General features: G+C 61.7%; 14 protein-coding genes. 11 read left to right on the forward strand and 3 right to left on the reverse strand.

The genetic code is table 11. The features are described from left to right. Positions 1-3: 3 nt before the first annotated feature. Both ribB and TERRO_RS09645 read right to left on the reverse strand, forming a co-directional pair. Entirely contained in the window at positions 4-1,164 is a 1,161-nt protein-coding gene (ribB, locus tag TERRO_RS09640) for a 3,4-dihydroxy-2-butanone-4-phosphate synthase (protein ID WP_014785810.1), read from the reverse strand. 128 nt (positions 1,165-1,292) lie between these two features. Further along, positions 1,293-1,520 (reverse strand): hypothetical protein, encoded by a 228-nt coding sequence (locus TERRO_RS09645; RefSeq protein WP_014785811.1) that lies wholly within the window; start codon positions 1,518-1,520, stop codon positions 1,293-1,295. A gap of 452 nt (positions 1,521-1,972) precedes the next feature. Between TERRO_RS09645 and TERRO_RS09650 the strand changes: the two genes are divergently transcribed. The 8 genes from TERRO_RS09650 (at position 1,973) to TERRO_RS09685 (ending at position 11,794) form a co-directional block, all read left to right on the forward strand. Then, entirely contained in the window at positions 1,973-2,443 is a 471-nt protein-coding gene (locus TERRO_RS09650) for a 2Fe-2S iron-sulfur cluster-binding protein (RefSeq protein WP_014785812.1), read from the forward strand. Continuing rightward, positions 2,440-3,486 carry an FAD binding domain-containing protein gene (locus TERRO_RS09655; protein WP_014785813.1) on the forward strand — a complete coding sequence of 349 codons (1,047 nt, stop codon included), beginning with the start codon at positions 2,440-2,442 and terminating at the stop codon, positions 3,484-3,486. The genes TERRO_RS09650 and TERRO_RS09655 overlap by 4 nt, the downstream gene beginning before the upstream one ends. Then, positions 3,483-5,744 (forward strand): xanthine dehydrogenase family protein molybdopterin-binding subunit, encoded by a 2,262-nt coding sequence (locus TERRO_RS09660; RefSeq protein ID WP_014785814.1) that lies wholly within the window; start codon positions 3,483-3,485, stop codon positions 5,742-5,744. Before TERRO_RS09655 ends, TERRO_RS09660 begins: the two co-directional genes overlap by 4 nt. Before the next feature lie 103 nt (positions 5,745-5,847). Beyond that, a complete protein-coding gene (locus TERRO_RS09665) occupies positions 5,848-8,250 on the forward strand; it encodes a RecQ family ATP-dependent DNA helicase (protein WP_014785815.1) in 2,403 nt (800 codons plus the stop codon). Between the two features lie 192 nt (positions 8,251-8,442). Then, a complete protein-coding gene (gene pdxS / locus TERRO_RS09670) occupies positions 8,443-9,399 on the forward strand; it encodes a pyridoxal 5'-phosphate synthase lyase subunit PdxS (RefSeq protein WP_014785816.1) in 957 nt (318 codons plus the stop codon). A 108-nt stretch (positions 9,400-9,507) separates the two neighbouring features. Next, a complete protein-coding gene (locus TERRO_RS09675) occupies positions 9,508-10,281 on the forward strand; it encodes a hypothetical protein (RefSeq protein ID WP_014785817.1) in 774 nt (257 codons plus the stop codon). 35 nt (positions 10,282-10,316) lie between these two features. Beyond that, positions 10,317-10,919, forward strand: coding sequence for a pyridoxal 5'-phosphate synthase glutaminase subunit PdxT (gene pdxT / locus TERRO_RS09680; protein WP_014785818.1), 603 nt, complete (start codon positions 10,317-10,319; stop codon positions 10,917-10,919). Between the two features lie 95 nt (positions 10,920-11,014). Continuing rightward, positions 11,015-11,794 (forward strand): cytochrome c oxidase subunit 3, encoded by a 780-nt coding sequence (locus TERRO_RS09685; RefSeq protein WP_014785819.1) that lies wholly within the window; start codon positions 11,015-11,017, stop codon positions 11,792-11,794. A gap of 45 nt (positions 11,795-11,839) precedes the next feature. On the opposite strand, the gene TERRO_RS09690 is transcribed toward TERRO_RS09685, so the two are convergent. Continuing rightward, a complete protein-coding gene (locus TERRO_RS09690) occupies positions 11,840-12,868 on the reverse strand; it encodes a M20/M25/M40 family metallo-hydrolase (protein ID WP_041592543.1) in 1,029 nt (342 codons plus the stop codon). A 42-nt stretch (positions 12,869-12,910) separates the two neighbouring features. Here TERRO_RS09690 and TERRO_RS09695 point away from each other — a divergent pair, with 42 nt between their 5' ends. The 3 genes from TERRO_RS09695 (at position 12,911) to TERRO_RS09705 (ending at position 18,244) form a co-directional block, all read left to right on the forward strand. Next, a complete protein-coding gene (locus tag TERRO_RS09695) occupies positions 12,911-13,618 on the forward strand; it encodes an alpha/beta hydrolase (RefSeq protein ID WP_014785821.1) in 708 nt (235 codons plus the stop codon). 281 nt (positions 13,619-13,899) lie between these two features. Beyond that, the gene (locus TERRO_RS09700; RefSeq protein ID WP_014785823.1) at positions 13,900-16,836 is read left to right on the forward strand and encodes an ATP-binding protein; all 2,937 of its coding nucleotides are present in this window, start codon (positions 13,900-13,902) and stop codon (positions 16,834-16,836) included. Next, positions 16,829-18,244, forward strand: a complete 1,416-nt coding sequence (locus TERRO_RS09705) for a sigma-54-dependent transcriptional regulator (RefSeq protein WP_014785824.1) — start codon at positions 16,829-16,831, stop codon at positions 18,242-18,244. Before TERRO_RS09700 ends, TERRO_RS09705 begins: the two co-directional genes overlap by 8 nt. Positions 18,245-18,249: the final 5 nt, after the last annotated feature.

Raw genomic sequence — 18,249 nt, forward strand, 5'->3', positions numbered from 1 at the left:
CGCTTAGGAAATGCGTGCGGGCGCCATGGCGACCTGCTCGACGATCTCGATGCCAAAACCCTGGAGCGCGGGCACGTGCGTGGGGCGCGAGACGAGCAGGCGGATGCGATGGATGCCAAGGTCCGAGAGGATCTGACCGCCGATGCCGGTGTGACGCAGCGTCTGGGACTGATCCTTCGAACTGGCTCGCATCGCGGCATCGCGGTGCATCACCATGCGCGGCGGGGTCGTAGTGCGATCGATCCCGAAGCCTCGGCTGCCGTTATGTAGATAGACCAGGGCGCCGCGGCCGTGTTCGGCGATCAGGCGCATGGCGTTTTCGACGCTCTGACGGCACTCGCAGCCATCGTGACAGAAGATGCCGCCGGCGAGACAGTGTGTGTGGACACGCACGAGCACGGGATCTGCGCCGCCCATGTCGCTGACATCACCCATCACCATGGCAAGGTGGCTTTCGCCCTCTTCGACATCGCTCGCGTAGGCGATGGTTCGGAACTCACCCCAGGGTGTATTCAACACCGTTTCGGCTTCGCGGTGGATATAGCGCTCGTGTTGCAGGCGGTAGCGGATCAGTTCCGCCACGGTCAGCATTCCCATGTCATGGGTCTTGCAGAATTCGATCAGGTCCGGCACGCGCGCCATGCTGCCGTCGTCATTCATGATCTCGCAGATCACACCGGCAGGGATCAGGCCGCTCATGCGAGCAAGATCTACAGAAGCTTCAGTTTGTCCTGCACGTACGAGCACGCCACCTTTGCGCGCACGCAGCGGGAAGACGTGGCCGGGCCGCGCCAGGTCTGCGGCTGTTTTGCCGGCGGTAACTGCAGTCAGGATGGTGTGCGCGCGGTCCGCAGCGCTGATGCCCGTGGAGACACCCTCGCGAGCCTCAATACTCTCGGTGAATGCGGTGCCGAAGCGCGAGGTGTTCTCAGCGGCCATGGGCGAGAGACGCAGGTAGTCCGCGCGTTCCTCGGTGAGCGTTAGGCAGATCAGGCCGCGGCCGTACTTTGCCATGAAGTTGATGGCTTCAGGCGTGGTGAATTCAGCGGCGAGCGTCAGATCGCCCTCGTTTTCGCGGTCTTCGTCATCGACCACCACAATCATGCGGCCCGCGGCAAACTGCCGCAGCGCCTCCGGAACGTCGATGAAAGGGCTCTCAGGCATAGGTCTAGAGTGTATCTCCCGGATTTGGATGATCATGATGCGACAGAAGCCTCAGAACAAACGCTGGCTTCTGGACAAAACAATGGCCCCGCCGGAAGCGGGGCCATGCTGACTTGCCGACACGCTGCTTACAGCGTGGACTCGATTTCGAAACCCCAGGCCTCGAGCAGCGCCTCCGGGATGTACTTCGAGTTCTTATTGCGGCGCGCCCACTCACGAAGACGCGTCGACCGGATGTACTGGTCCGGGGTCAGCTTGTATTCCTTCACTACCAGTTCGAACGATGTGACGGTCGGCACTACCGGTCCAATCGGCTCCGGCTTGCCCCAATTCGGGTTTCCACGACGCTTCGCCATCTTTTCTCCTCGACCCTAAGTCGTATGCCGCACAGCTCTACAGCGGGTTCAACCCGCAAGGCGCAACAAACACCTTAGTTTACCGCACTTTCACAGGAATTCCAAGGCGGCGAGAAGCGAAGGACGTCGTCAATGTGGCGCGTTGGCTGAGACATCTTGCTATGTCGCTCTCCTCATCACAGTTATGTTGATTCAAGTCTTCTTCCCATGTCACAACCAACCCTTGAGGCCCTATGAGCAATTCCAAGTGTCAAACCCTTGATACGGCACCTGAGCCGGAGGATCTCCAGAATTGGGAGGTCAGCCGCCGCACCTTCTGCAATCGGCGACCGCCGTTGGCGCAACGCTGGCGGTGGGTATGTCCCCAGCGGACGCGCAGACCGTGATGCCTGGAAGTTGCCAAGACCAAGTCCGTAACACTGAACATCAACGGGCAGGATCACAGCATCCAGTTGGACACGCGGACCAGCCTGCTCGACGCGCTGCGAGATCACCTGGACATGACCGGATCGAAGAAGGGTTGCGATCACGGCCAGTGTGGCGCATGCACGGTGCTTGTTAATGGCCGTCGTGTGAATAGCTGCCTGCTATTGGCGGTTTCGGCTGAGGGCGACCCCATCACGACTATTGAAGGACTGTCGCACGGCGATGACCTCTCGCCCATGCAGGCTGCCTTCCTGGAACATGACGCGTTTCAGTGCGGCTACTGCACGCCCGGCCAGATCTGTTCGGCGACAGCGTTACTGGACGAGATGAAGGCCGGCCACGCGTCGGTGGTTTCGTTCGAAGACGGCACACAGAATGCGCCGAAACTGACCGACCGTGAGATCAAGGAGCGCATGAGCGGCAACATCTGCCGCTGCGGCGCCTACCCCAACATTGTGAGCGCCGTACGCGCTGTCGCGAAAGGAATGAGCCTGTGAATCCCTTCGCTTACGAACGAGCCACTGCCCCCGAAGGCGCCGTCCACTCCCTCGCTGCCGACAAGAACGCGAAGCTGCTGGGCGGCGGAACAAACCTCGTCGACCTGATGAAGCAGGATGTCGAGCGCCCGTCTACGTTGATCGACATCACGCGCCTGTCGGCATTGGCGCACATCGAAGCTGTAGAAGGCGGACACCGCGTCGGCGCCCTGGTCCGCAACAGCGACCTGGCGAACGATGGGGATGTACGCAAGACCTATCCCCTGCTTTCGCAGGCACTGCTTGCGGGTGCTTCTGCGCAGTTACGCAACCTGGCCACGACCGGCGGCAACCTGATGCAGCGCACTCGCTGCTACTACTTTTATGATTCTGCTCTGCCTGCCTGCAACAAGCGCGCCCCGGGTTCGGGCTGCGGAGCCGTCGAGGGATTCAATCGCGTCCATGCGGTTCTGGGACAGACGGACGAGGGGCCAGCCGGCGCGCATACCTGCATCGCGACAAACCCCAGCGACATGAACGTGGCGCTGGCGGCACTTCATGCAGTGGTTGAAATTTCAGGGCCGAAGGGCAAGCGAACGATGCCTGTGCGCGAGTTCCACCGGCTGGTTGGCAAGACGCCACAGCTCGACACGAACCTGCAGCACGATGAACTGATCACCGGCGTGCATCTGCCGGCGTCTGCTGCGAAGTTTGCGGCAAACAGCTACTACCTGAAGGCGCGCGATCGGCAGAGCTATGCCTTCGCACTTGTTTCCGTCGCCGCTGGTCTTGAAATGGACGGCGGAAGCATCAAGTCCGTCGCGCTGGCATTGGGTGGCGTCGCACATAAGCCATGGACCAGCGAAGCCGCTGAAAAGGCCATGATCGGCAAGCCCGCCACTGAAGAAACTTTCAAGGCCGCCGCGGCAGCAGCCATGCAGGGTGCGAAGGGCTACGAGCACAACGCCTTCAAGATCGAACTCGCGAAGAGCTGCATCGTCCGCGCCTTCACCTTGGCGGCGCAAGGCACCGGCAACCACGGCGCAGAAGGAGCGGCAGCATGATGGACGAGATGCAGGAACAGAAGAGTCCTGTCGGCAACGGCAAGGAACTGCCGGTTCGTTATGACGGCAAGCTGAAGGTCTTGGGCAAGGCGAAGTATGCTGCCGAGTTTGCCAAGGAGATCGAAGAACAATTCAAAGGCAAGGGCATGCTGTACGCCTACCTTGTGGTGTCGAACATCGCTTCGGGCGAGATCATCAGCATGGACACGTCTGCGGCCGACCACGCCTCCGGTGTCGTGAAGATTCTGACGCCGTTCAACGCACCAAAGCTGCCGATGGTGGCTCCGCAGCCGCCTGCCACGCGCAAGCTATCGCTCCTGCAGGACCGCACCGTCTATTACAACGGCGAGCCGATTGGGATCGTGCTCGCGAAGTCGCAGGTAGAGGCGGCGCACGCAGCTTCGCTGATCAAGGTGAAGTACAAGGTCGTGCCGTCGAAGCTGAACTTCGACAAGCGCCTCGGCGAGGCGCGTATGCCCAAAGGCGGCAACGCTCCCAAGGCACAGAAGCATGGCGACGAAGCGGCCGCATGGGCGAAGGCGACAACCGTCGTTGAGCACACCTACAGCACTCCGCTGCAGACACACAATCCCATGGAGCCCCATGCGACCATCGCCGCATGGGAGGCCGACAAGCTGACCGTCTACGATGCGACGCAATACATCAGCGGCGATAAGCAGACGCTGGCCAAGCACTTCTCACTGCCGCTCGACAGCGTTCACGTCATCGATCCCTACGTTGGCGGCGGCTTCGGCTCGAAGGGATCGACGTGGTCGCATGTGGTCCTGTGCGCCCTGGCTGCGAAGGTTGCGGGCGTGCCCGTGAAGCTGGTGATGGAGCGCAACCAGATGTTCGGCCCAGTTGGCGGACGCCCGAAGACGGTACAGACCATCAAGCTGGGTACGGACAACACCGGCAAGCTCGTGGCGATACAGCATGACGTGATTCTGCCCGCCTCGGTGATGGAAGACTTCATGGAGGCTGCGGCGAACCAGACCACGATGCTCTACCAGTGCGACCAGATCAGCACCTCGCACAAGATGGTGGACATGAACATCGGCGTGCAGACCTTCCAGCGCGCACCGGGTGAGGCAGTCGGGACAGCGGCACTCGAGTCGGCGATGGACGAACTGGCCATCAAGCTCAATATGGATCCCCTCCAACTCCGCATGCTGAACTACGCCGAGAAGGATCCGGGCCAGCAAAAAGAGTTCTCTTCGAAGCACCTAAAGGATGCTTACACACAGGCAGCAGAACGCTTTGGATGGACGAAGCGGAACAGCACGCCCGGAGCGATGCGCGAAGGCAACAAGCACATCGGGTACGGCATGGCGACCGCCACCTACCCGGCGAATCGCTCGGCTGCTATGGCCGTCATTCGCTTACAGGCCAACGGTCGCATGTTCATTGGCAGCGGCACGCAGGACCTTGGCACCGGCATGTACACCATGATGGCCCAGACCGTCATGCAGGAGCTGGATGTTCCCTGGGAGATGATCGATGTGAAGCTGGGCGACTCTACGCTGCCCAAGGCACCGGTGTCAGGCGGTTCGCAGTCCACTGCGTCCGTTGGACCTGCGGTCAAGGAAGCCTGCAATCAGTTGAAGTTGAAGCTCGCAAACATGGCTGCCGCCGATCCATCGTCCAAGCTGTACGGCGCCATGGTGAATGACATCGAGGTGAAGGGTGGCATGTTGGTATCGAAGACCGACGCGTCGAAGTCTGAACCACTGGCAGCCTCGATCGCTCGCAACAAGGGAGCAGCCATTGAGGAAACGGGGTCCGGCGAACCAAGCCAGGAGGCGCAACGCGCGCTATCCACGCATAGCTGGGGCGCAGTCTTTGCAGAGGTCGCCGTGGACGATCACACGCACATGGTGGAGGTCCGCCGCGTCGTTGCGACCTACGACATCGGCAAGCTGCTAAACAAAAAGACCGGCATGTCGCAGCTTGAGGGTGGCATCGTGTGGGGCATCGGTACTGCACTTACCGAGGAGACGGTGCTCGACAACACCACGGGCCGCATCGTCAACAACAATCTGGCGGAGTACCACGTGCCGGTCAACCTTGACGCTGGCATCATCGACGTCACGGTCATCGACACGCCGGATACGAAGTTCAATCCTCAGGGCGCGAGGGGCGTGGGCGAGATCGGCATCACTGGCGTCGCAGGCGCAATCGCTAACGCCATCTTCAACGCTACCGGCAAGCGCGTGCGCGACTTCCCCATTACGCCGGACAAGATCATGGCGGCGTAGTTTCAACAAAGAGACAGGAACCGGAAGCGGCACCAGCGATGGTGCCGCTTCTGTTTGTGCAGCATGCCTGAGGCGAACGCTATGCGAAAATAGCATTCACCGCATGGCCTCCACCACTCCACCTGTCGATCTGAATGCACTGCTGCACAGCACCTTTGGTTTTCGCGATTTTCGCGTGAATCAGCAGGCTGTGTGCGAGGCCGCCACTGCTGGGCGGGATGTGCTGCTGGTGATGCCGACGGGTGCAGGCAAGAGTCTCTGCTACCAGCTTCCAGCTCTGGCGCGAGGTGGCACGGCGCTGGTGATCTCGCCGCTGATCGCGCTGATGGACGATCAGGCTCACAAACTGACATCACTCGGCCTGCGCGTGGGTCGTATCCACTCCGGCATGGACCGAGAACACAGCCGGCAGGTGTGCCGCGACTATCTCGACGGCAACCTGCAATTTCTCTTCATCGCACCCGAGCGCTTCCGAGTACCGGGCTTCGGTGCCATGCTGACCAAGCGACTGCCTTCGCTCATCGCGATCGACGAAGCGCACTGCATTTCGCAATGGGGCCATGACTTTCGGCCGGACTACCGCAATTTGGCGGCGCATCTGCAGTCACTGCGGCCAGCCCCGGTAATCGCGCTGACGGCGACAGCGACACCACAGGTGCAGCGCGACATCGTCAGCGAACTAGCGCTAAAGGATGCAAAACAGTTCATTCACGGTTTCCGCCGCACGAATCTTGCGGTCGAGGTGGTTGAGGTCAGCAAGCCGCGCCGTATCGAACTCGCGCGCAAGCTGCTGAAGGACGACGCGAATCGCCCGGCCATCATCTATGCGCCATCGCGCAAGGACGCTGAGGCACTCGCGACCGAACTGAACACCGACTTCCCTACCGCCAGCTATCACGCAGGTCTTGATCCGGGCACGCGCGACCGCGTGCAACGCAGCTTTCTCGATGGCAAGACGGAGGTGGTCGTTGCGACCATCGCCTTCGGCATGGGGATCGACAAAGCCGACGTGCGGACTGTCCTGCACATGGCCATGCCTGCATCGGTCGAGAGCTTCTATCAGGAGATTGGTCGTGCTGGCCGCGACGGGAAGCCCGCACGCACGGTGCTGATGTACAGCTTCGCCGACCGCCGGATGCATGACTTCTTTCTGGAGCGCGACTATCCGCCGGCAGACACGCTGGCACGCATCGCCACGTCTCTGGGTGAGGAGCCAATTTACGCGGACGATCTGCGCATCCGGCTGAAGCTTGACTTGGACGTCTTCGGCCCCGCACTCGACAAACTGCTGGCGCAGGGTGCCGCGCAGATCGATATGGGCGGCAACGTGACGCGCGCGGAGAACCCCAACGCGCAGTGGCGCCGCACCTACGACACGCAGGTGAACTTTCGCCGTGGCCAGATCGACGCGATGATGCGCTTCGCCTCGGGTGCCGAATGCCGCATGGCTGCACTCATTAAGCACTTTGGTGATTCCTCCGATAGCGCTCGCACCTGCGGTCTGTGTGACTTCTGTTCACCGGAACGCGCGTCGGCACAGGCCTTCCGCGAACCAACGAACGACGAGATGCGCGAGATCAAGCGCATCCTGCGGGCACTGTCGGGGGCATCTGCGGGCAAATCCACGGGCAAGCTGTTTACCGAGCTCTACCCGACCGGTGCGCTTGACCGCAAAGAGATGGACGCGCTGCTGGACTCGCTGACACGTGCCGGTTACACCGCTGTTGAGTCCGCTAGCTTCGTCGCGGAGGATGGCCGCGAGATCAGCTATCGCCGCGCCCTGCTCACTCACGAGGGCCGCGAAGCCGAGGACACCGGCGAGGATCCGGTGGGCCTGCAATTGCGGGATGCCGAAACGGTCAACGCGGGCCGCACACGTACCCGCGACCGTAGCACGACATCCTCTGCGAAGAAGAAGGCTGCTGACATTGAGAACACGCCGCTCTCGGCCGAGCAGAAGCAGCTTGATGCGTCGCTGCGGGCGTGGCGTGCGGCGGAAGCAAAGACCCTCGGCAAGCCTGCGTTCGTGGTCTTCGGCGACCGGACTTTGCGCGCCATTGTCCTTGAGGCTCCCGCTTCGATGGCGGAATTGCAGAACATCTCGGGCATTGGCCCAGCCAAGGCGGAGCGGTTCGGCGACGCGATTCTTACCGTAGTCAGCGGAGGGTCTGCTCCCACCAGCAAGCCCGCCCCCAAGCAGGCGAAGAATGCAGCGGCTGCTCGGCCGCCAGCTGCAACGACCATTCAGGCGGCGATCTCGTATGTTCCGACGCAACCTGCCGACGATGCCCCGCAATCGCTGGAACATGCGCTGAAAGTATGGCGGATGCGGGAGGCGCAACGGCAATCGAAAGCGCCCTTTGACTTGTTGCACGATCGGACGATTCGCGAAATTGCCGCGCAAAGACCGCAGTCCGTTGCCGATCTGCGGGCAATGGACATCGATGGGGCGTGGATCGAGCGGTTCGGTGCGGCTGTCTGTTCGGTTGTGGCACAGCACGCATAGCTGCGCCCTTGGGCGAGCTTCTGCGTGCCGCGAACAAAGTGGGCCTGTCCCGTCCGCGTACCGCACAGTGTCATAGATCGGCGAACAGTGCCATAAATTCGCTGCTAAACTTAGCTTGCTGGCCGGGATGCATTGTGCACCCGAACTAACCCGTCTTACATTTTGCGAAACATCCGAAGGAGCATTTGCGCCATGGCTGACCTCTCTTCTTCCAACGGTAACTACGCACCGCACGGTCTGCGGCTGAAGACCGGCCTGGCCGAGATGCTCAAGGGCGGCGTCATCATGGACGTCATGAACGTTGAGCAGGCGCGCATCGCTGAAGAAGCCGGCGCTGTTTCCGTCATGGCACTTGAGCGCGTTCCCGCGATGATACGCGCCGAAGGCGGCGTTGCCCGCATGGCGAACCCCAAGCTCATCAAGGAAATCATCGCCACCGTCTCCATCCCGGTTATGGCAAAGGCACGCATCGGCCACTTTGCCGAGGCGCAGGTCCTGCAGCATCTGGGCGTTGACTTCATCGACGAGAGCGAAGTTCTCACGCCCGCCGATGAGGTTTACCACATCGACAAGCATGCGTTCACCACGCCCTTCGTCTGCGGTGCACGCAACCTGGGCGAGGCGCTTCGCCGCATCGCTGAGGGCGCAGCCATGATCCGCACAAAGGGCGAGCCGGGCACCGGCGACGTAGTGCACGCTGTGCAGCATATGCGCCAGATCATCCGTGAGATCAAGGCACTCACTGTTCTGGGTGACGAAGAGCTCTACAACGCAGCCAAGGTCCACGGCGCACCGTACGAGCTGATCCGTATGGTCGCGCAGACCGGCAAGCTGCCCGTGCCGAACTTCTCGGCTGGCGGTATCGCCACCCCGGCCGACGCTTCGTTGATGATGCAGCTAGGCGCAGAGACGGTCTTCGTCGGCAGTGGCATCTTCATGAAGGAGGGCGCAACGCCCCTCGACGTGGAGAACGACCCCAAGGATCGTGCCGAGGCCATCTCGCGCGCAAAGGCTATCGTCATCGCGGCAACGCACTACGACGATCCCAAGATCTTGGCGGAAGCCAGCGAAGCCGTACTGGGATCGATGAAGGGCCTCGCAGCAGCCGCCATTGAAGAGAAGAACCTGATGCAGACACGGGGCTGGTAGGCGTTCACACGCCCGCTTACTGCTTCGCGTAAGCCTTCCGTTGGTTGGCATGAAACGCACACGAAAGGCCGCGAGCAATCGCGGCCTTTCTCTCTTAAAAGGAGCTCCTTGACCAGCGAGCATCGGACCGCCGTGAAAGTCGTGCTGAATGGTGGATTTGCTTACCTACCGGATGCTGGTCGCTCCTTTTCGCGCGGTGTGATCGCGCTCGATGGATACGTGTTTCGCCGTGTCCACTTACGGCGGGGGCTTCCACTGGAAGCCGGCTTGAGATTTGCGGCCGAATTCATCCGCGCCGCAGGACGGCCGATGCAGGCTTTCTGCGGCTGCGAACTCCGTATTCCCACCAGACTTTCCCGCACCGGGTTTGCGGAGTTTAACCGGCGCTCCATCGCCGCACTTGGCTCAAGCGGTTTCGAGATCGAGCCGGTGAACCCCGCCGCCCGCACCAACATGGCACCGGCGATTGGTGCACCAACGGATGCGGCACTGGCTGCCTTTACCTTCGCCGTACCGAGCCGTTCCAGCCCAGAGGCGCAGGACTTTCTCATCTCAGGCAAGCCGGAACTTGCAAGCAATCCAGATCGCGTCATCGCGACCGGTGACATCTCGTCCAGCGGCATGCAGGAAAAAGCCGCCTTCGTCCTTGAAGAGCTGCAGCTTACCGTGCGGCAACTTGGCGGGTATTGGGACAGGGTTACCGCAGGACAGATCTACACAAGGCATTCGATCGGAGATCTCGAGGGTGTATTCGCATCCGCCGGTTTACCGCTTACCCGTTGCACCCACATTCCCGGCGACCCGCCTGTCTTTGGCCCGGACGGCGTACCGCTTGAGTTCGAGGTGGATGTGCGTTCGATCACGGTCGAAGAGACGGCTTAGTGCTCCGCGTCACGATGCAGCCGCTATGATGGCTTATGGCCGACTCATCCACAGGCATTGCGCAACCAACCATCGGTATTCTCGCGCTGCAGGGCGCCTTTGACGCGCACGCGCGCATGTTGCAATCGCTGGGCGCGACGACCGTTCTGGTCCGCAAGCCGGAACAGCTCGCCACCATCGACGGCCTCATCATTCCCGGTGGCGAATCGACCACATTTCTGAAGCACCTGGAGCGCGCCGGCTTCTTCGACGTGCTGGCTGAGTTCACGCGCACGAAACCCACCTTTGGCACCTGCGCCGGCGTCATCCTGATGGCAAAGACAGTGCTTAGCCCCACGCAGAAGTCCCTTGGCGTCCTCGACATCGCGATCGAGCGCAACGCCTACGGCCGTCAGAATGACTCACGCATCCTGGAAGCTGAAACTTCCCTGCCCGGCGGCCCAATCGAAATGGTCTACATCCGCGCACCGCGCATCACCGAGATGGGCCCCGGCGTTGAAGTCCTTGCAGAGCGCGAGGGTTCGCCTACGCTCGTCCGGCAGGGTCATCTGCTGGCGGCCACCTTTCATCCGGAGCTGTCGACGGATCCGCGGGTGCACCAGCTTTTCCTTGATCTTGTGAAGTCCGGCCGCAACTAGCGTTCGATTTCCGCAGCAATCTCTGCAGATTTACGCCGCACGGGTTTTCACCGATGCGGTCACGGAGTACACTCAGGGCCAACAGCGCCTGCGCCATGCCTGCCATTCTTCATCCCGATGAGGTCGTCGAAAAGCGACCATCCCGCCGTATCGACGAGGGCGATACGGGTGGCGGACGTCTGCCACCCATCGAGCCGAAGCACACCGGCGGCGGTGGCGATGGCGACAACTGGAACAACAAACCGGTAGGCCGTCGCGGACCACGTGAGCGCCTGGGTAACTATCGTCGCGGCCTCTTCTTCGCGCTGGCCGGCGACCTGATGTTCTTCGTCGCCATCGTCTGCGCCTTCTTCGCAACCAAGCACTCCGGACACATCGACGCCTACAACCACTGGGTGTACTCGTGGGTTCCCATCGCGATCCCGTCGATCTTATGGCTGAACACGGGCGCCCTGCTGATCTCCTCGATCACCATCGAACTGGCGCGGCGGTCCATCTTCCGCGAGATTGACGTGATGGAAGAGTGGCTGGGCATGGGAACGCCCACACGGAAGCGTGTGATGCCGTGGCTGGCTGTGTCTACCCTGCTGGGGTTGACGTTCTTATGGGGACAGTACCTGGCGTGGAAGCAACTGGCGCGTGAGCCAATCTTCGTGCGCGGAAACCAGTCATCGCGCTTCTTTTACCTGATCACCGGCATCCACGGCGTGCACCTGCTGCTGGGGATCGCGCTGCTCATCGCTGCGTTCATCGGCATGCGGACGGTAAAACAGATCGAGTCGCGGCAGATCCTGGTCGACTGCAGCGCATGGTACTGGCACACCATGGGTGCTCTCTGGATCTTCCTGTTTGGCCTGCTCATCTACGGCCAGTAGCTCCCGACACTGCCATCCCGTGGTCGAGGATGACAGTGTCTCGGCCTAGAGACCAGCAGCCAGTCCGCTGACAAGTTCGGCGTACTTCTCAACAGCGTCCAGCAGTTCAGACTTGAGCACCTTCTCCTCGGGCGTGTGCGCGACATGAATGGTTCCAGGTCCCAGCAGCATCGGCTCACCCCAGTTCGTCAGCGAGGAAATGTCCGTGGCGTACTTCGCCACCATCGTCTCCCAGCCCGGCATGCGCTTCATGCGGACGGCGGACAGGTCGAGCGCAAACTTCACATCGCAGCGGTTCGCAACCACCCGCTCCACAATGTCCTTCACGTCGCGCGAATCGCCAATGGTGCGGATCAATACGTGCGCCTCGGCCGCGTCGGCGATCACATTCGGAGCTCGTCCGCCGCTGACCAGGCCGGTATTCACCGTCGTCTCACCGATCTCGGCATCCACCGGAAACTCTGTCCGCTGCAGCTCGTGCAGGACGTCGATCAGCTTGTTGATCGCGGAGTCGCCAAGCTCGGGGTACGCCGAATGGGCCATCTTGCCGCTGGCGCGAAGTTCCACCCGCAACGCGCCCTTGGTGGCGAGCGCTAGTTTGTTCTCCGTCGGTTCGCCATTGATCAGGTAGCGCGAGCCGTGTCCATCAAGATTCGCCACCTTAGCACCGGCGGAGTCACGCTCTTCACCGACGACGTAAAGCAAGCCAACTGCAACGCCGCCCTTCAGAAGCTTCTCTGCGGCGCACACCTGCGATGCGAGGATGCCCTTGGCATCGCACGAACCGCGGCCGTACACGTACACGTCGTCTTCGCTCGATTCGAAGTACGGCGGCACCGTATCAAAGTGCGTCGACAGGGTGATCAGCGGCGACGAGCCGGGCATGGTCGCATAGACATTGAAACGCTCACCGGATGAGCCGTTGATCCCCGGCTGCTCCACCTTCTGCCGCTCCACGTTGTAGCCAAGCCCGCGCAGATATTCGTCAAGAAACACGCCGCAGCGGCCTTCGTTGTAGGTCGTCGATTCGATGTCGACAAGCTTTCGTGTCAGCGCAATTGGATCGATGGACATGCACACAAGGATACCCGACGAAGTCGCCGCTATCATCGAAGCATGGCTGCAACCATTCAAACGATCGAGACACTGCGCGGACCCGCGGGGCGGCTGGAGGCGTTGCTCAACGTCGGCAACAGCGCCGCAACTTACTCCGCGCTGGTCTGTCATCCGCATCCGCCGTCGGGCGGCACCATGCATACCAAGGTGGTCTATCAGGCCGCGAAGGGATTCTCGCACTTCGGTGTGCCGGTACTCCGCTTCAACTTCCGCGGGACAGGCCGCAGCGAAGGCGTCCATGACAACGGCCCCGGCGAGATCGAAGATGTTCGCGCTGCGATCAATTGGCTCGATCATGAGTTCGGTCTGCCGATCCTCCTTGCAGGCTTCTCCTTCGGTGCGAACATCGCCTTCCGCGCGGGCTGCGGCGATCCACGCATCAAGGGCCTCATCGGCCTTGGAATGCCGGTGGAGGCGGGCGGGCGCAAGTACAGCTATGAGTTCATGAGGGACTGCACCGCACCGAAGCTCTTCCTCACCGGTGCAGAAGATCCCTTCGCTCCGAGAGAGCTGATGGAGGAAGTCTTCGCGAACGCACCCGGCGACACCGAGATGCGCTGGATCGAGGGCGCGGAGCACTTCTTCGCGGGCGTGCCGTCCTCGCCCGCAGTCAAGCTCGACCGCATGCAGCTCGCGCTGCGCGAATGGCTCCACGCGCACTTCTTCCGGCAGACACCCGTCGTTGAGGCGGCTCGCGAGGCAAGATAGATCGAGCTCCCAGGTGGCATTTCCCGCACCCGGGAACGTACTCTCTTCCTGCGCGGAAGTCCGGCGATCTACATGGTTTTGCAGTGCGAGCTATGGGAAAACGTAGACCGCTTTACGCCCAGCGGTCAGCGGTATGATGAACTGGTATTGACAAGCCATTTCCACCAACTGGACCGCATATTTGATGACGTCTATCGCCATAAGCGATTGGCCTCCAACGTGCAATAGAAGGTGATGAGCGCGCGTTTCGCGATACGTCGCCGGAGATCAAGACCGAAGGAATGGGCAAGGCGCTACAAACCCGCGTAACCGCCGTTGTGTTGGCGATCGTGACCCTACTGGTCTGCGCGCTGGGCATTGCCAATTTTCTTCAGGAGAGCTCGTACGAGGCGCCGACGGACGGCGTCTGGTGGATTGAAGGCACCGGTGGCCTGCTGGCAGAGCGCGTCCCTGCGAACTCGCCTGCGCATCGCGCTGGCGTCCGCGAAGGCGATCTACTTGTCACGGCCAACAAGCGCAACACACTAGCTGCCCCGGCTCTGCAGCGTGAGATGGGCCACACCGGCACATGGGGCCACATCAATTACTCGTTGATGCGCGGCAAGGCGCCACTCGAAGTCCCCGTCATTCTCGAGCCGACCGACCGCAGCCGCAACCAGGGTCTTCGTCTCATTGCGCTGGCTTACCTTGCCATCGGCATGTATGTCCTGCTGCGACGCTGGACTGCGCCAAAGGCGATGCACTTCTACGTCTTCTGCCTCGTCAGCGGCGTCCTTTACAGCTTCCGCTACACGGGCGTCTTCGACACGCTGGATTGGATCTGCTACTGGGGCGTGCTGGCTGCGGGAGCACTGCAACCCGCCCTCTTCCTGCACTTCGCCGTCTCGTTTGGCGACATGACGCAGTCCCTGCGCCGCAAGGCATTGGTTGCGTTGATCTACATTCCGGGCGCGGTCGAGTTCGGCCTGCAGATCGAGGCCATCACACGCTGGTCGGCGACCGAGCGGCTGAAGCATCGGCTGGATCAGATTGGCGTGGGCTATCTCGCGCTGTATTACGTGATCGCAGCGGTTGTCTTCTGGTTCCGGTACCGCGCGTCCGACAAGCCGCTGGAGCGGCAGCAGTTGAAGTGGCTGACGCGCGGCACACAGCTCTCCGTCATCCCGTTCACTGCGCTCTACGCAATTCCCTACCTTGCGGACGCGGACGTTCCCGTCGCACTGGCCCGCGCCGCCGGATTCGCGCTGATCTTCCTGCCTCTCACCTTCGCGTGGGCCATTGTTCGCTACCGCCTGATGGACACGGACCTGATCTTCAAGCGTGGTGTCACCTACACGCTCGCGACGGCCGCGCTTATCGGCGTCTACTTCGGCGTGGTCGCCCTGTCGGCAGAGGTGGTGCACACCCGCCTGCCCAGCCTGCGGATCTGGGGACTGCTCGCCGGTATCATCGCCACCGCGCTGATCTTCGAGCCGATCAAAGCAGCCATCCAGGCGCGTGTCGACCGGCTCTTCGACCGCAAGCGGTACGACTATCGCGAGACGCTGATCGAGTTCAGCCGCGGCCTCTCTTCGCAGACAGATCTGCCGACGCTCTCGCGCTCTATCGTGGAGCGGCTCTCGCAGACACTTCTGGTTTCGCGCGTTGCAGTCTTCGTCGCATCGGACGACGGAACCGGCCGAGACTTCTCGCTGGCAGCATCCCACGGTCTGCCCGACAACATCCTCGTCGACCTGCCCACGCAGACCTCGCGCGACTCCTTCCTCAACTTCGGTCTGCTTTCTCAGGACCACATCTTCTTTGAGAATCCGCAGCAGTTGCTGCACCTGGAGCCGGCTGAGCAGCGGATGGCATCGCTGCTGGACCTGAACTACTACCTGCCGTGTCGCGTCTCCCGCCAGGGACACGCCTCGCGCACCATCGCCGTCATCGGCCTGGGCCGCACGCAGGAAGGTGACTTCCTCTCCTCCGAAGACATGGAGCTGCTGAGCTCCCTCGCCGGATACATCGGCATCGCCATCCAGAACGCGCAGCTCTTCTCGCGGCTGGAGCAGCAGATCACCGAGTTTGAGCGCCTGAAGGAGTTCAACGAGAACATCGTCGAATCCATCAAGGTCGGTATCTTCACTCTGGACCTGAACAACGCCGTCGAGAGTTGGAACGCCGAGATGGAAGTGATGTACGCGCTCCCGCGTGCGGACGCCATCGGCCGCAACGTTGCCGAACTCTTCCCGAGCACGTTTCTCGAACCCTTCTTCGAGGCCCATAACCAGCCCGGAACGCATCACCTGTCAAAGGTACGGTTGGATCTGCGCACCGGCGAAAGCCGCACGGCCAACATCGCCATTGCCCCACTGCTAACGCGCGACTTCGTCTCCGTTGGCTCCATCGTCATGATGGAAGACATCACGGATCGCACTCGCCTGGAAGGTCAACTGACACAGGCTGAGAAGCTGTCCTCCATAGGCCTACTCGCTGCGGGCGTAGCGCACGAGGTGAACACGCCACTCGCCGTGATCTCGTCCTACGCGCAGATGCTCCAGAAGCACACGCGCGACGATCTGCGCCTTGCTCCGATCCTCGAAAAGATCACGCAGCAAACCTTCCGCGCGTCGGAGATCGTCAACGGCCTGCTGAACTTCTCGCGGACCAGCTCGACGGTCTTCGCCTCTCTCGATCTGAACGCGGTGCTTCGCGAGACACTGACGCTGATCGATCACCAGCTCCGCACAGCTCGTGTCACCGTCGACGCGGACCTGCAGGCAACGCTGCCACGCATCTACGGCAGCCAGGGCAAACTGCAGCAGGTGATCCTGAATCTTCTGTTGAACGCCAAAGACGCCATGAACGACGGCGCCGGCGGCACCATCCGCCTGGTCACCTATGACAACGGCAACGACGTGACACTGCGTATCTCCGATACTGGCTCCGGCATCGATCCGGAGCACCTCCATCGCATCTACGATCCGTTCTTCACCACGAAAAATGCGCCTCGTCAGGGGCAGCATAAGGGGACCGGATTGGGGTTGTCGGTTTCTTATGGCATCGTGCAGGAGCATAATGGCCGTATCGCGGTGGAGAGCACCGTCGGCGTGGGCACCACGTTCACGCTCGACTTCCCCATCGAGCCATCGCCCAAGGATGACCCAAGCGCGCAGCGCGAACCGTCCAAATCACAGGCGATCGATCCCATCGAAGCAAGGACCGTGAATGCCTGAGGCATTACCCGACAACACACTCGCACTCGGCGCACGCATTCTCATCATTGACGACGAAGCCGCCATCCGTGACTCTCTCGAAGCACTTTTGACCCTGGAAGGCTTCACCGTCGATCTGGCCCCGGAAGGCATCAGCGGCCTCGAAGCGCTCGCTGGCGGTCAGTACGACCTGCTGCTGCTGGACCTGTCCATGCCGGGCGAGAGCGGCATCGACCTGCTGCCCCGCATCAAGCGTATGCGGCCCGAACTCCCCGTCATCATGATTACGGCCTTCGGCACCGTCGGCAACGTCGTCGACGCACTCCGTGCGGGCGCCGATAACTTCGTCCAGAAGCCCTGGGATAACGAGAAGCTCCTGGCGGACATGCGGACCGCGATCGCGAAGCATCGCTCGCAGCAGGAGGTCGTTCAGCTTCGTAAGACCTTGAAGCAGCGATACAGCTTCGACAACATCATCGGCAAGTCCGACATCATGGCGAAGCTGCTGGACACCGTCGCACAGGTCGCACCCGCGAAGACCACCGTCCTCATCCAGGGCGAGAGCGGCACCGGCAAGGAACTCATCGCCAAGGCCATCCACACGGCCAGCCCGCGCCGCGACAAGCCCTTCGTAGCCATCAACACGGGCGCCGTACCGACCGACCTGCTGGAGTCCACACTCTTCGGACACGTGAAGGGCGCCTTCACCTCCGCCGTTGCGGCGAAGAAGGGCCTCTTCGAGGTCGCGGACGGCGGCACACTCTTCCTCGACGAGATCGGCACCATGCCCATCGAGACGCAGGCCAAGGTGCTGCGTGCACTGCAGGAGCGCCGCTTCATGCCCGTAGGTGGCACCGCCGAGATCGCAGTGGATGTGCGCATCGTCGCCGCCACCAACGTGAACCTGCAGGCCGCTGTTCGCGACGGACGCTTCCGCGAAGATCTTTACTATCGCCTCTCCGTCATCACGCTCGATCTGCCGGCACTGCGCCAGCGCAAGGAAGACGTTCCGCTGCTTGCCGCTCACTTCCTGCGGCACTACAGCGAAGAGAACGGCTTTGAGCTGCGCACACTCTCGCCCGACGCTTTGCGCGCCATGCTCGACTACGACTGGCCCGGCAACGTCCGCGAACTCGAGAACGCCATGGAGCGCGGCGTCGTGCTCTCCGGCGGCCCCAACATCACGCTCGACCTGCTGCCGCAACAGTTGAGCGGCACCGTCTATACCGCGGCTGTGCTCGACCACAAGACCGACGCCTCCCTCTTCGACATCATGGAAGAGATCGAGCGCCGCATCCTGGCCGACCGCCTCGAACGCTGCAACTGGAACCAGACCGAGGCCGCAGAGTTCCTGCGCATCCCTCTAAGCACCCTGAACCAGAAGATCAAACGCCTGAACGTCGAGATCAAGAAACGCCACCGCGACTAACGGCG

Source organism: Terriglobus roseus DSM 18391 (assembly GCF_000265425.1).
Lineage (GTDB): Bacteria > Acidobacteriota > Terriglobia > Terriglobales > Acidobacteriaceae > Terriglobus > Terriglobus roseus.